This window comes from Paenibacillus harenae, from assembly GCF_030812415.1.
GTDB classification, from domain to species: Bacteria; Bacillota; Bacilli; order Paenibacillales; family Paenibacillaceae; genus Pristimantibacillus; species Pristimantibacillus harenae_A.
This window is the reverse complement of the sequence record NZ_JAUSST010000003.1, coordinates 960,053-973,389: the sequence shown is the minus strand read 5'-3', so window position 1 is coordinate 973,389 and position 13,337 is coordinate 960,053. Positions and strand designations below refer to the sequence as shown.

The window sequence follows — 13,337 nt, the reverse complement described above, 5'->3', positions numbered from 1 at the left end:
ACGACTTGTCGAGCAAAAACGGCTTTTTTCCACATTTCGCGCCATAAATAGCTGACATGCGTTACGAAACATAACGTGGAGGCGTTGACATAGTTAACTCCTACTCTTTATAATGATGAACGGATTAGGAGAAGAAAGAGAGAACGAATACGAATTACATGACGATCGGGGATGACAACAATGGACGTTATAGAACTGTCAAAGGGACTTGATACGATATGGGTCGTTTTGACGGCAGCGATGATTTTACTTATGGAGGGCGGATTCGCCTTGCTCGAAGCAGGCTTCGTCCGGCAGAAAAACGCCGTCAGCATCATTATGAAAGTATTCGTCGATATTGCGTTCGGAGCACTCGTCTTTTATTTTATCGGTTTTGCTTTTATGTACGGCAAGGATGCCGGCGGTATCATCGGCACGACCGGTTTCCTTATGAATGGCGACCTATCGCATATTCAGTTGAATATTTCGCATGAAACGTACTGGCTGTTCCAGTGCGCGTTCGTAATCGCCGTTATTTCGATTGTTTCCGGCGCAGTCGCCGAGAGAATCAACTTTAGAGCTTATATTTTGTTAACGATCGCTATGACCGGCATCATCTACCCGCTCGCGGGCCACTGGGTCTGGTCCGGCAGCGGCTTTATCGGCAAGCTTGGCATGATCGACTTCGCCGGTTCCGCCGTCATTCACGCCCTTGGCGGCTTCTCGGCGCTTGCGGCCGCGATCTTCATCGGCCCGCGAATCGGCAAGTTCATGGCTGACGGCAAAGTCAATATCGTGCCGCCTTCCAATCTGCCGCTCGCCTCGGTAGGCGCGTTCATCCTCTGGTTCGGCTGGTTCGGCTTCAATGCGGGCAGTACGCTTAGCGCAACGAACACGGCAATCGGCCATATTGCCGTTACGACGATGCTGTCGGCCGCCGCTGGCGGCGCAACCTGCATTCTGTTCACAATGTTCCGCTACAAGAAGGCTGATCCGCCAATGGTCATCAACGGCTCGCTTGCCGGTCTTGTCGGCATTACGGCCGGTTGCGCCTTCGTATCCGACGGCGCGGCGATCGGCATCGGCGCCGTATGCGGCATCGCGATGGTGCTCGTAACGGAATGGCTGGAGAGGAAGCAAATCGACGATCCCGTCGGCGCGTTCGCGGTGCACGGCATTAGCGGCAGTCTGGGTACGCTCGCTGTCGGCTTGTTCGCAATGCCAGAGCTGACCGAGGCCATCGGCAAAGGCTATTACGGTCTGTTCTACGGCGGCGGCTGGAATCTGCTTGGCGCGCAAGCGATCGGTCTCGTCATCGTATCCGCATGGGGCTTCGCGATCACATGGGGCGTTCTTTGGCTCATTCGCAAAATCATCCCGGTTCGCGTCTCGAAGGACGAAGAATTGGTCGGTCTCGATGTCGGTATTCATGGCGTTCCCGCATACAGCCAGGAGCATGACTTCCTTGATGTCGATAAGCTGAAGAGCAATTAAAAATAAGAAGAACCGTCTGAACGCATATGCGTTCAGACGGTTCTTCTTTTATATATTGCACTTAATCGATCATCTCAACCGCAAGCTCATCGGATACCGATACAATGTCGTTTGCGGACGCACGGTTCTGAATCGATCTCGCATTCTCAATCTCCAGCCTGAGGGCGCGAACCTTCTCCATCGGCTTCTTCACGAAATGAATATATTCGACAGCCAAGTGATGGTCCGGTTTCTTGCCTGTGAACAGCCTCTTGAGCGTAGACATGGATTGGTAGGCGCGATCCTCCATTAAGCGGCGCTTCTCGTAACGCTCGACCATTTGTTCGATTTCCGTTATTTCCTGTTCCTTCTTCGCTATGAAAGCGTCAATAAACGGAAATACTTCGCCCGCTTTGTAATGATGTGACGTGCGGCTGAAGGCCGTATGAATAATCGGATCTACCATGATAGTTCACCTGTCTTGTCATGTGATTATTACTTACATAATCAATCATACAACAAATAAAGGCGGTTTGAAAACTGTTTTTTTGACAGATCTTTGTCCATGTCAGCTATTTTTTTGTGCATGTCGTCCATTATTTCAACGAAATATCGACGCCGATGACACCAATGATCTTAACGCCATCCTTGATGATCGGAACGGAAATAGTCAAACAAGGCTGCTTCGTAATCGCCGATACGTAAATTTCCGACCGGAACGTCTGACCGGCAATCGCCCGCTTCCACCATTCCCGCCCTTTCGCGTTCAGCAAACCCGCCTCCGGGAGAGAGAACAGGAAGGAACCGTCGTCGCGGTTGGACCAGATCGCCTCAATTTCCGGCTTCGAGCGGAGCAGTTCCGTCAGCTTCGCCTCGTGCTTGATCTCATCAAGCGACGCAAGCTCTTGGTCGGTAGCCGCGACTCTTAGCCACTCAAGAAGCGATTGTACGTTCACTTTCACCGTATTGTCCACACGGTTGATGCCTACTTGGTCTACCGCCTCGGACAGATCGGCGGAGCTGCGCTGCAGATTGCGGCTGATACGGTTCAGCTTGCCGATCTGCTCGCGCTGCTTCTTCGTCATCCGCAGCGTGCCGTCCACGCTCTGGAGCGTCTCGTCTACAGAGCCGACAACGTCCTTCAGCATTAAGGTCGTGCCTGCCATATGCGCCGTCTGCTGACTGCTGGCCGCGCTTGTCTGCTGGACCAGCTTATCCACCTCGACAATGCGGGAGAATATAACGTCCATGCGCTCCTTGTTGACGGCCATCTCGGCAACGCCGCGCTCTACGGACGCTTTCTCCAAATCAACGGCGTCCACGACGCGTTTGACGCCGTTCTCGATCTGTTCCACGAGCTCGGATGATCGCTTGACCGCTTCTCCGCTCTGCTCGGCGAGTTTCTTGATCTGCTGAGCGACAACGGCAAAGCCGCGGCCGGATTCGCCCGCATGCGCCGCTTCGATAGAAGCGTTCAACGCAAGAAGCGAAGTCTGCGACACGATTTCTTGGATGAATTGGTTAATTTCATTTATGTATGAGGTCTGGTCGATAAGCTGGCGGATATGCTGCTCCATATTCTGATTATGCGCGTTCAAATCGCTCATGACTTGGTCCGTGCTTGTCAGGGAGCGGCATACGTCGATGACGACTTCCTTCGTTTCTTGGCTCTTCCTATTCAGATGAGCCGATGCTTCGCTTATCTCCTCCGCTGCCGACGATACTTCCTGCAGGGCTGCGAACGTTTCCTCGATTCTGCTCATCGCTAGAGAGCTGTTTGCGCGAAGCGTCTGCTCTTGCACGGCGGACTGATCGGCGATGTCGGTTAGATGGCCGATCGTTTGGTCGACCTCATCTACGGCCGCATGCAATTGGTCCGAAATAACGACCGATTCATTCAACAGCTTGGTCATGCGTTCATGATGATACCCGTTAGACGGGCCTTCTGCAGATGGGTTATTACGGGAAAACCAGCGTGCGACAGCGCTCATAGCAAATGTCCGCCCCTCTCAGGATCATAATACAAAAATTTTCTACATTATATACCAGCATTCGACAACTGTAAAGCGCTTCCAACAAGAACGCTAAACGAAGAAGCCGCCATAGGAAACCTATGGCGGCGCTATCGCTTTTTTATTATTTTCCGGTTACGTGTTCAAAGCGTTATTTCTGTGGTTTTTGTTGTACGGCGTTGGATTGCTTGCCGGCCGTATTCGTATTGTTTTGGTTGAACTCTTCAGCGAATTCGGCATTGTATTGGTTGTTCTGAGCTTTATTGTTTTTGTTCTTTGCCATTGTATTCACCTCCCCGTCCCTCAATAGTATGGCAAGTTTGTACCTTATTATTCGACCGTTTGTTACGACTCGAGGTACGTCTGAGGGATCGGTTTGCCGGCTTCAACCGCCTGATTAATCTGGTTCAACCACGATTGGGACAGCTTTCCGGAGCCTCGCCGAAGCACTTGAACGTCGACTGTCCGCTTGCCCCATTGCTCGTATACTTCCTTGATCGTTTCGAAGTACAAATCGATCTTGTTGCCTTTGATCGCCGCGCCCGTATCGGCCACGACGCCATAGCCATACCCCGGAATGTAGAGAAGCGTTCCGATCGGAAGAAACTTCGGATCGGCCGCGATCGTCGACACTTGGTCCCGTCTTACTTTGACGCCGGAATACGTTATGCCGTATTGCGGATGTCCCGGACGCTTGCCCGTAGACTCCACGCCGGCCGTATAGCCTGTGGCAACGACCTTCACGGTATCCGGCTCATCCTTCTGTTTCGTATATGCTTGCGCTCTCGCCGATTGTTCTACGCTCATATGCCGCGCTGCGACTTCCGTTTCCGCCGAGACGCTCGTAGCGCTCGTATTCATAGCTATTGCAATGATCGCCATGTATAGCAGTAAAGGGATTCCTTTGATCCAATAAAAAAAGCTTGTTACCATCTGGGCTACTTCCTCCTCACAGAGAATAATGCCCAGACGGTACAAGCTTTATGCATATTATGCGTATTGTTCAACGATACGAATTGCTTATTGCTGCTTCTCGGCAATCTCCTTCTGAAGCAGGCCGATCAAATCGGCGACCGGCATTGCGCCGATGTCGCCTTCGCCTCGCTTGCGGACGGAAACCGCGCCCGCTTGCATCTCGTTCTCGCCGACAACGAGCATGTACGGCGCTTTCTCCAGCTGCGCTTCGCGGATCTTGTAACCGAGCTTCTCGTTGCGGAGGTCGCTCTCCACGCGGATGCCGCTCGCCTGCAATTGCTCGGCTACGCTGCGGGCATATTCCTCGTATGCAGTCGATACGGGAATGACCTTCGCTTGCACCGGCGACAGCCATAGCGGCAATGCGCCTGCGAAGTTCTCGAGCAAGAACGCCGTCATCCGCTCCATTGTGCTGATGATGCCGCGGTGAATAACGACAGGACGATGCTTCTTGCCGTCATCGCCGACGTATTCGAGCTCGAAGCGCTCAGGCAGCAAGAAATCGAGCTGTGCCGTGGAGAGCGTCTCTTCCTTGCCAAGCGCCGTCTTGATCTGAACGTCCAGCTTAGGACCGTAGAATGCAGCCTCGCCTTCCGCCTCGAAGAATGGCAGCTCCAGCTCTTCGACAACCTCGCGCAGCATGCGCTGCGACATTTCCCACATCTCGTCGTTTTGGAAATATTTTTCCGTGTCCTTCGGATCCCGGTACGACAGGCGGAAACGGTATTCCTTAATGCCGAAGTCCTCGTACACTTTGCGAATCAGATTAACGACACGGGCGAATTCCTCTTTAATTTGATCCGGACGGCAGAAAATATGCGCGTCGTTAAGCGTCATCGCGCGTACGCGGTGAAGGCCTGTAAGCGCACCGGACATCTCGTAACGGTGCATCGTGCCGAGCTCGGCAATACGGACGGGCAGATCGCGGTAGCTGCGCATATCGCTTTTGAACACCATCATATGATGCGGGCAGTTCATCGGACGAAGAACAAGCTCCTCGTTGTCCATCACCATTTTAGGGAACATATCCTCGCTGTAGTGCTCCCAGTGACCGGATGTTTTGTACAATTCCACATTGGCGAGTACGGGCGTATACACATGCTCATAGCCAAGACGCTCTTCCAAGTCTACGATATAACGCTCCATCGTTCTGCGAAGCTTCGAGCCGTTCGGCAGCCAAAGCGGCAGACCTTGCCCGACTTCGCGCGAGAACGTGAACATCTTCAGCTCGCGGCCGAGCTTCCGGTGGTCGCGTTTCTTCGCTTCCTCCAGGAAGTGAAGATGCTCGTCAAGCTGGGACTTCTTAGGGAAAGCCGTTCCGTAAATACGCTGCAGCATTTTGTTCTTCGAATCGCCGCGCCAATAGGCACCGGCAACGCTAAGCAGCTTGAACGCCTTAATGCGGCCAGTGGACGGCAGATGAGGACCGCGGCAAAGGTCGAAAAATTCCCCTTGGTCATACATCGTAATAACCGATTCTTCGGGCAGATCGCGTATGAGCTCGAGCTTCAGGTTGTCGTCCAGCTTCGTGAAGATATCGAGCGCTTCCGCTCTGCTTACGACGCGGCGGCGAATATCGAGATTTTGCTGAACGATCTTCTCCATTTCCTTCTCGATCTTAACGAGATCCTCCGGCGTTAGCGACTGCTCCATGTCGATATCATAATAGAAACCGTCTTCGATGACGGGACCGATGCCGAGCTTTACGCTAGTCTCGCCATAGATGCGCTTGATCGCTTGGGCCATTAGATGCGCCGTGCTGTGACGGTATACCTCTAGGCCGTCGGCCGAATCCACGGTAACGATCTCAATCGCGGAATCCGCTTCGATCTGCGTGTAAACGTCGACCACTTTACCGTTTATTTTACCTGCTATCGCATTTTTCTTAAGTCCGGAGCTGATCGACCCCGCTACCTCTTCGATCGTAGTGCCGGCTTCATATTCGCGTATCGCGCCATCCGGCAAAGTAACTTGAATTGCCATTGTTCTACATCCTCCATTGTCGTCTTCAATAATCACTGCAGCATCATCGAGCGTTAAAATGAACGCAAAAAAAGCACGCATCCCGCAAAGGGACGAGTGCTTGCATACCCGTGGTTCCACCCTACTTCGACTGCTTGTTATTAATCAAAACAGTCCTTGTAATAATCCGATAACGGGGATAACCGGTACAACTTACTGCCTTGGCGCCGGACTCAGATAATGCCGGGTGACGCCTCGGGTTCAACCGTACAGCTTCAAAGGGGTATATTCGCTTATGTTCGGAAGGAAATTGCAGCCGTCGTTTCCTCTCTCTGAGCCGAGCACCGGTAGCCAATACATGTCTTTGTCATTGCTGTTGCAATCGTATATGTGGACAATTATAGCGTTCTTGGCGCTATTGGTCAAGACTGACCAGTTATCAGACCTGACTAGCCATCTCATGCCACACGCTTTCCGGCTATGGCTGCACAACCTCGTCAAAGCTGCTGCTGCAAGACGCACACTTCACGCATACGGTTACTCTAGTGTCGAAGATGGTCTCGATGGTGCGGATCACCTGCATATCCGGCTGCCGGGTATGGATCGTAATATGCTTCGGAGATACCGAGATCAGCGAGCTGATGACCATGTCTTCGATATTCATTTCCGTCTCCAGCATCTCGGCTACAATGCGGTCAGATGGCGGCTTTGGCTCAAGGGGCTGGAAAAACTCGTTGTAGATCGAGAATTCATGACCTCCTTTATGGAGCAAATGAACATGCGGCACTTTCGTTTCCTGCAGAAAAACGAAATATTTGAGCAACGAAATAAACTCCTGGTACTGCTTATCAAGCACGTATTCGTCCAGTGCATATTCAACGACTTCGGCAAGCTCCTTGCGATACAGTTCCAAACGGAAGGTTGCAAAACCTTCCAGATTCAGATGCGTATGCGTCTGCAAGTAAACCTCGATCTCTTCGGCCACTTTGTTTTTGCGCCGTTGCCGGTCCGCATCGAGAAACTTCGTTCCAAGGCCATCCCATTCCTTGCCATGCAGCATGTCATGGCAATACTTCTCGATTATCGCCGGCTCGGCATTCGGATTATTCCGGTACTTTTTGCGAATGATGGAAGCCAATATGCCGGTTTCCAGCTCATTCACTACATATTCGGCCAAAACATTCGATGTCGCCCTATAGATGACCGGCCCATGCGACTGCAATTGGAAAGCCGGCAGTACGGCGTCGCATCGAATGTCATGATCGCTAGTCGAAAGAAATTCAACTGCAGCGGCTGATTGTGTATTTGAGTCGATATGTAAAGCAACGACTGTTTGCTCCGTCATTGATTTGACTAATTCGCCCGCCCTAGGCATGGCGCTTGCAGGCAACGATACAGTAAACAGCTCCATGAGCTCACCCCTTTCGTTCCTTATCAGTATATGGTCTCCCCGAGGGGGATATACGATGAAGAGATTGGAATAAGCTTGGGCATTCATCCTGTCGTCCTTAAAGACAAATAAGCGCCTGTCTGGGCTAATCCAGACAGGCGCTATTATCTATAAGTGAATGATTGCTAATTCTGCATCACAAAGTCGACATCGGCTTTGTCGGACTCGTTGTACATCTTCAAAATATTGTATTTCGTATCCCGCTGAGCCGGGATTTTGCCCGCTTCGCGGATGAGCTTGAGAATGAGCTCGATGTTTACCTTATGCGTCGTGCCCGCCGCGGATACGACGTTTTCCTCGATCATCGTGCTGCCGAAGTCGTTGCAGCCGTAAGACAGCGATAACTTGCCCATTTCCGGTCCCATCGTTACCCATGACGATTGGAAGTTATCGATATTGTCGAGCATGATCCGGCTAGCCGCTACGATACGCAGGTACTCCTCCGGCTTCGCCTTCTCCAGCTTCAAATTCGTATTGTCCGGCTGGAACGGCCACGAGATGAAGGCCAGGAAACCCTTCGAATCGTACTTGTTCGCGATACATTCATCCTGGGCATCACGAATGCGGAGCATGTGAAGCGCGCGTTCCTCAACCGTTTCTCCCAATCCATATACCATAGTAGCCGTTGTGTTCATGCCGTGACGGTGAGCGGACTTCATGACGTCCATCCAATCCGTCCACGAACCCTTGAGGCGGCTAATTTTGCGACGGGTTCTATCATCCAAAATTTCAGCTCCGCCGCCTGGCAGCGAGTCCAAACCTGCTTCATGAATTTGCTTGATGACTTCGTCCAGCGACAAGCCGTCCGATACGACCTTCATCTTCTGAATCTCGGCTGGCGAGAACGAATGCATCGTAATATTCGGGAAGCGCTGCTTAATCTTGCGCAGCAAGTCTATATAATAAGTGAACGGCAAGTTCGGGTTCGTACCGCCTTGCATTAATATTTCAGTGCCGCCAACGTCGACCGTTTCTTGAATTTTGCTCAAAATCAGTTCATCGTCCAGCACGTAACCTTCCTTGGAGCCCGGCGCGCGATAGAAAGCGCAGAAACGGCAATAGACGTCGCACACGTTCGTGTAATTGACGTTGCGGCCTACGACGAATGTCGTAATCGGCTCGGGATGCTTCCTCAGCATAATCTGATTGGCGATATGCCCCATCTTCTCGATCTGATCCGATGCTAGCAGCTCCATGCCCTCTTCCAGCGTAATGCGTTCGCCGCGAAGCGATTTATCCAATATACGGTCCAACGTTCCCATTCCGTAGACCTCCTTCGTTCCGATCTTAGTAGTCTTTCAATGAATAATCCTATCACAAACGAGAAGCTAAAGTAACCCATCACGAACCGATCAAAATGTCAATATTGAGAAGAATGCCGCTTGGGCATAGTCCGTCAATATGACTCATGCGTACAACTGAACTTCTCCCTAGGAGCGAAAGAAGAGGTATCTCTCCGATGACCTGAGATACCCCTTCCTAACTTGTGATTGATTATGAGGTAATATCGTCGAAATTTCGCAAAAGGCGCTCCAGCCCTTTTTCGTTCGTAATTAGTTCCTGCATGATCGGAATGCTCATATCGGTATTCGGATTGTATTTAAGGCCCCAGTGCATGATGGCAAATACGACCGGAAACAGATCAAGTGCCTTTTAAGTTGGCCGGTACATCGTTTGCGCGCGGTTTGAATCGCCTTCAATCTTGACGAGCAGGCCAGCTTCAGTGAGCGATTGGAGCCGCGCGCTCAAAATATTGGTTGAGATATGCTCGTTTGTCGCAATGATTATCCAGTCATGCTGTTATGTTTAGGCGCGCAGCGCTGCGTCGAGATCTGCGATCAGATCGTCGATGTCCTCCAGGCCGACGGAATAACGTACGAGGCCGTCGGTAATGCCCCGTTCAAGCCGCACTTCGCGCGGCATAGCCGCATGCGACATCATCGCCGGATAGGAGAGAATGCTCTCCACCGCGCCAAGGCTGACCGCAACGAGCGGAAGCTGAACCGCGTTTAACACGGTCTTCGCTTTGTCGCCGCCGCCTACGTCGAAGGATACGACCGCGCCGTAACCGAGCGACTGGCTCTCGTGAATCTCGCGACCCGGATGGTCGGCCAGGCCCGGATAGTATACGGCTTCGACCAGCGGGTGGCTCGACAGCCATTCCGCGAGCTTGCGCGCGCTGCGCTCGCTATGCTCCATGCGGGCTTGCAGCGTCTTCATGCCTCGCATGAGCAACCATGATTCCTGGGCGCTCAGAACAGTGCCCATGCCGTTTTGCAGCGTCTTCAAGCGGCGTCCCAGTCCTTCGTCGGCCGTAACCGCAAGACCCGCCAACACATCGCTATGGCCGCTTAGGAATTTCGTTGCGCTATGCAGCACGATGTCCACGCCTTGCTCGATCGGACGCTGATGATACGGCGTCATGAACGTATTGTCGAGCATCGTCAGCAAGCCATGCTCCTTCGCCCATGCCGTCGTTTCGGCGATGTTCGTAATCTTAAGCGTCGGATTGGAAGGCGTCTCCATGAATACCGCTTTCGTGTTCGGCTTCAGCGCCGCCTTCACCGATTCGAAGTCTGTCATGTCGACGAATGTCGACTCGATTCCGAGACGGCTCAGAATCGTGGTCAGAAGGCGGTAAGTACCGCCGTATACGTCTTCCGTTACGATCACATGCTCGCCTGCCGACAACAGCAGGAACGTCGTCGAGATCGCCGCCATGCCGGAAGCGAAGGCGAAGCCATGCGTACCGCCTTCCAGCAATGCGATATAATCCTCGAGCGCTTGACGGGTCGGGTTACCCGATCGGCTGTAATCATATTGCGGCGGATTGAATATATCATGATGATGGAAAGTTGAAGCCTGGAAGATCGGTACGCTTGATGCGCCCGTATGTTCGTCGATATCCGCGCCGAAATGAAGCAGCTTCGTCGCGAACTTGCGATCCTTGTTATTCCGTTCGCTCATGCTGTTATTGCCCCTCCTCAATCTCGCGTTTTGCCGCGGCAAAAGCTTGCTCCAAATCGGCAATCAGATCGTCCGAATGCTCAATGCCAACGGAGAAACGAAGCAGGCGGTCATCGACGCCAATCGCTTGACGGATCTCAAGCGGAATATCCGCATGCGTCTGAACGGCAGGGTATGTCATTAGCGATTCAACGCCGCCAAGGCTTTCGGCGAATGCGATCAGCTTGATATGGCGCAAAATCGGCTCGATATAACGCGCATCCTTCACGCGGAACGAGAAGATGCCCGTATTGCCGGACGATTGGCGATTTTGAACCTCATGGCCGGGATGATGCTTTAGCGCCGGATAATACACGTCGGACACCGCTTCATGCTCCAGCAGGTAGTTTGCAATCACCGTTGCGTTATGTTGATGGCGTTCCATCCGAAGGGCAAGCGTCTTCATGCCCCTCATTAGCAGCCAGGAATCTTGCGGACCAAGCACCGCGCCGATCGAGTTATGAAGGAAACCCATTTGCTCGGATAGCTCCTTGCCCTTCGTCACGATCAACCCTGCCAGCACGTCGTTGTGGCCTCCCAAATATTTGGTGGCGCTATGAATGACTACGTCTGCGCCAAGCTCGATCGGACGCTGGAAGAACGGGGTTAACAGCGTATTGTCGACAATCGTGAGCAACCCTTTGGACTTTGCCCATGCGCATACTCGTTCAAGATCCGTAATCATCATAAGCGGGTTCGTCGGCGTCTCGATAATAACCGCCTTCGTATTCGGCTGCCATAACGCCGACATGCCGTCGATGTCATTCGTGTCTACGTAGGAAGCGGTAACGCCGAATCGGCTCATAATCCGCTCAAGAAGCCGGTATGTACCGCCGTACAGGTCGAGCGAGACAATCAGATGATCGCCTTGGCTGAACAAAGCGAATATCGTCTGAAGAGCAGCCATGCCGGAACTGCAGGCAAAGCCTGCATCCCCGGATTCGAGCTGTGCTGCGGCCTCTTCCAATACCGATCTTGTCGGGCTCTTCGTACGGGCATAATCAAATCCCGTGCTTTGTCCCAGCTTCGGATGGCGGAACGCCGTTGATTGATAGACGGGAAAGCTGACAGCCCCCGTTACAGGCTCCTTGATCGAGCCGATTTGTGCCAATTGACTTTCGATTTTCATGCTTATTAGCACTCCCCTGTATATAGTTAGATGCTAGATACCCGCGCCTAAATCGTACGGCGTTTGTTGGTAAACGTAATAATTGAGCCAGTTGGAGAAGAGCAGATTCGCATGCGCTCTCCATGTCGACAGCGGAACATTGCTCGGGTTATCGCCCGGGAAATAATTGATCGGAACGTCGATGTCCAGTCCTCTCGACTTGTCTCTGTCGTACTCGTACTTCAGCGAGGTCGGGTCGTATTCCGAGTGGCCCGTTACGAAGATCTGCTTGCCGTCGCGGGAAGCGACGATATAGACGCCCGAATCCAAAGACTCGGACAAAATATCAAGCTTCTCGATCGGCTCGATATCTTCGCGGCGTACCTCGGTATGTCTCGATTGCGGCACGAAAAACAATTCATCGAAGCCGCGCAGCAAGTTGACGTTGCGCTTATCTTCCTCAACGGTGTGCGGGAATACGCCGAACATTTTGTTATCCAGTTCGTATTTCGGCACGCCATAGTGATGATACAACCCTGCCTGCGCAGCCCAACAGATATGGAAGGTCGAAGTAACGCGCTTGGTGCTCCAATCCATAATTTCTTTTAGCTCTTCCCAGTAATTAACGTCCTCGAAAGGCATATGCTCAACCGGTGCTCCCGTAATAATAAGCCCGTCGTAATATTCATGTGCGATTTCGTGGAATGTTTTATAAAAAGATTCCAGGTGCTCCGCCGACGTGTTCTTAGACGTGTGCGTCTTCGGATGCAGAAGCACGACTTCCACCTGAAGCGGCGTATTGCCGATTAAACGAAGCAGCTGCGTCTCCGTTGTTTCTTTCGTAGGCATGAGGTTCAATATGGCGATGCGCAGAGGACGGATATCTTGATGAAAAGCGATGCTCTCGTCCATCACGAAAATATTTTCGTTGCTTAGTATTTCCTTCGCCGGCAAGTGATCGGGCACTTTGATTGGCATGTCGCTCAACTCCTCTATAGGTCGTTATCTTAACCGCAATACAAAAAAGACCCTTTCTGCTGTGAGAAAAGGCCTTATGCTCGGAAAAGAAGCCGTCCGCCTCTCTCATCTCTCAGAAACATTGCTGTTTCCGCAAGAATTAGCACCGTGCTTACGCCGGTTGCCGGGCTTCATCGGGCTAGTCCCTCCGCCTGCTCTTGATAAGAAAGTTGTCTATTCGATTGTTGCGATCAGTAATTATTTTCACTTTAATGCATTATGCGCACGACGTCAAGATTTACGTTCCCGCATGTTGTCATTATAGGCGAAGAACGTTGTTTTTATGCTTGTATGTAAAGCGACAGCCGGAGTATACTAGACAAGAATTGTCTAGCGTATACGTGAAAAAAAGGAG

Annotated in this window: 11 protein-coding genes and 1 riboswitch; of the genes, 1 reads left to right on the top strand and 10 read right to left on the bottom strand. The window is 52.0% G+C overall.

Going from position 1 to position 13,337, the window contains the following annotated elements; genetic code table 11:
- Positions 1 to 180 precede the first annotated feature (180 nt).
- Positions 181 to 1,473, top strand: a complete 1,293-nt coding sequence (locus tag J2T14_RS14565) for an ammonium transporter (RefSeq protein ID WP_307471826.1) — start codon at positions 181 to 183, stop codon at positions 1,471 to 1,473.
- A 61-nt stretch (positions 1,474 to 1,534) separates the two neighbouring features.
- Here J2T14_RS14565 and J2T14_RS14560 read toward each other — a convergent pair whose 3' ends face one another.
- From J2T14_RS14560 to metA, 10 genes are all read right to left on the bottom strand, one after another.
- Entirely contained in the window at positions 1,535 to 1,918 is a 384-nt protein-coding gene (locus J2T14_RS14560) for a hypothetical protein (RefSeq protein ID WP_307471825.1), read from the bottom strand.
- A 130-nt stretch (positions 1,919 to 2,048) separates the two neighbouring features.
- Positions 2,049 to 3,443: a methyl-accepting chemotaxis protein gene (locus J2T14_RS14555; protein WP_307471823.1), complete on the bottom strand. Its 1,395-nt coding sequence runs from the start codon at positions 3,441 to 3,443 to the stop codon at positions 2,049 to 2,051.
- Between the two features lie 172 nt (positions 3,444 to 3,615).
- Complete coding sequence (locus J2T14_RS14550; RefSeq protein ID WP_307206997.1) at positions 3,616 to 3,747, bottom strand: hypothetical protein; 132 nt, start codon at positions 3,745 to 3,747, stop codon at positions 3,616 to 3,618.
- Positions 3,748 to 3,809: 62 nt separating this feature from the next.
- Positions 3,810 to 4,397: a 3D domain-containing protein gene (locus J2T14_RS14545; RefSeq protein ID WP_307206996.1), complete on the bottom strand. Its 588-nt coding sequence runs from the start codon at positions 4,395 to 4,397 to the stop codon at positions 3,810 to 3,812.
- An 87-nt stretch (positions 4,398 to 4,484) separates the two neighbouring features.
- The gene (thrS, locus tag J2T14_RS14540; protein WP_307471821.1) at positions 4,485 to 6,422 is read right to left on the bottom strand and encodes a threonine--tRNA ligase; all 1,938 of its coding nucleotides are present in this window, start codon (positions 6,420 to 6,422) and stop codon (positions 4,485 to 4,487) included.
- A gap of 457 nt (positions 6,423 to 6,879) precedes the next feature.
- On the bottom strand, positions 6,880 to 7,812 hold the full coding sequence (locus J2T14_RS14535; protein WP_307206992.1) for a putative sporulation protein YtxC: 933 nt from the start codon (positions 7,810 to 7,812) through the stop codon (positions 6,880 to 6,882).
- Between the two features lie 164 nt (positions 7,813 to 7,976).
- Positions 7,977 to 9,113: a cyclic dehypoxanthinyl futalosine synthase gene (gene mqnC, locus J2T14_RS14530; protein ID WP_307471819.1), complete on the bottom strand. Its 1,137-nt coding sequence runs from the start codon at positions 9,111 to 9,113 to the stop codon at positions 7,977 to 7,979.
- Between the two features lie 544 nt (positions 9,114 to 9,657).
- On the bottom strand, positions 9,658 to 10,818 hold the full coding sequence (locus tag J2T14_RS14525; protein ID WP_307471817.1) for an aminotransferase class I/II-fold pyridoxal phosphate-dependent enzyme: 1,161 nt from the start codon (positions 10,816 to 10,818) through the stop codon (positions 9,658 to 9,660).
- Positions 10,819 to 10,822: 4 nt separating this feature from the next.
- Positions 10,823 to 11,986, bottom strand: coding sequence for an aminotransferase class I/II-fold pyridoxal phosphate-dependent enzyme (locus tag J2T14_RS14520; protein ID WP_307206985.1), 1,164 nt, complete (start codon positions 11,984 to 11,986; stop codon positions 10,823 to 10,825).
- Between the two features lie 33 nt (positions 11,987 to 12,019).
- Positions 12,020 to 12,943: a homoserine O-acetyltransferase MetA gene (gene metA, locus J2T14_RS14515; RefSeq protein ID WP_307471815.1), complete on the bottom strand. Its 924-nt coding sequence runs from the start codon at positions 12,941 to 12,943 to the stop codon at positions 12,020 to 12,022.
- Positions 12,944 to 13,045: 102 nt separating this feature from the next.
- A riboswitch (SAM riboswitch) is annotated at positions 13,046 to 13,150 on the bottom strand.
- Positions 13,151 to 13,337 lie beyond the last annotated feature (187 nt).

Excerpts from the sequence above, each read along its gene's own strand:
- mqnC (WP_307471819.1), bottom strand. The coding sequence starts at position 9,113 with ATGGGAACGTTGGACCGTATATTGGATAAATCGCTTCGCGGCGAACGC.
- J2T14_RS14525 (WP_307471817.1), bottom strand. The coding sequence starts at position 10,818 with ATGAGCGAACGGAATAACAAGGATCGCAAGTTCGCGACGAAGCTGCTT.
- thrS (WP_307471821.1), bottom strand. The coding sequence starts at position 6,422 with ATGGCAATTCAAGTTACTTTGCCGGATGGCGCGATACGCGAATATGAA.
- J2T14_RS14535 (WP_307206992.1), bottom strand. The coding sequence starts at position 7,812 with ATGGAGCTGTTTACTGTATCGTTGCCTGCAAGCGCCATGCCTAGGGCG.
- J2T14_RS14555 (WP_307471823.1), bottom strand. The coding sequence starts at position 3,443 with ATGAGCGCTGTCGCACGCTGGTTTTCCCGTAATAACCCATCTGCAGAA.
- J2T14_RS14560 (WP_307471825.1), bottom strand. The coding sequence starts at position 1,918 with ATGGTAGATCCGATTATTCATACGGCCTTCAGCCGCACGTCACATCAT.
- J2T14_RS14545 (WP_307206996.1), bottom strand. The coding sequence starts at position 4,397 with ATGGTAACAAGCTTTTTTTATTGGATCAAAGGAATCCCTTTACTGCTA.
- J2T14_RS14550 (WP_307206997.1), bottom strand. The coding sequence starts at position 3,747 with ATGGCAAAGAACAAAAACAATAAAGCTCAGAACAACCAATACAATGCC.
- metA (WP_307471815.1), bottom strand. The coding sequence starts at position 12,943 with ATGCCAATCAAAGTGCCCGATCACTTGCCGGCGAAGGAAATACTAAGC.
- J2T14_RS14520 (WP_307206985.1), bottom strand. The coding sequence starts at position 11,986 with ATGAAAATCGAAAGTCAATTGGCACAAATCGGCTCGATCAAGGAGCCT.
- J2T14_RS14565 (WP_307471826.1), top strand. The coding sequence starts at position 181 with ATGGACGTTATAGAACTGTCAAAGGGACTTGATACGATATGGGTCGTT.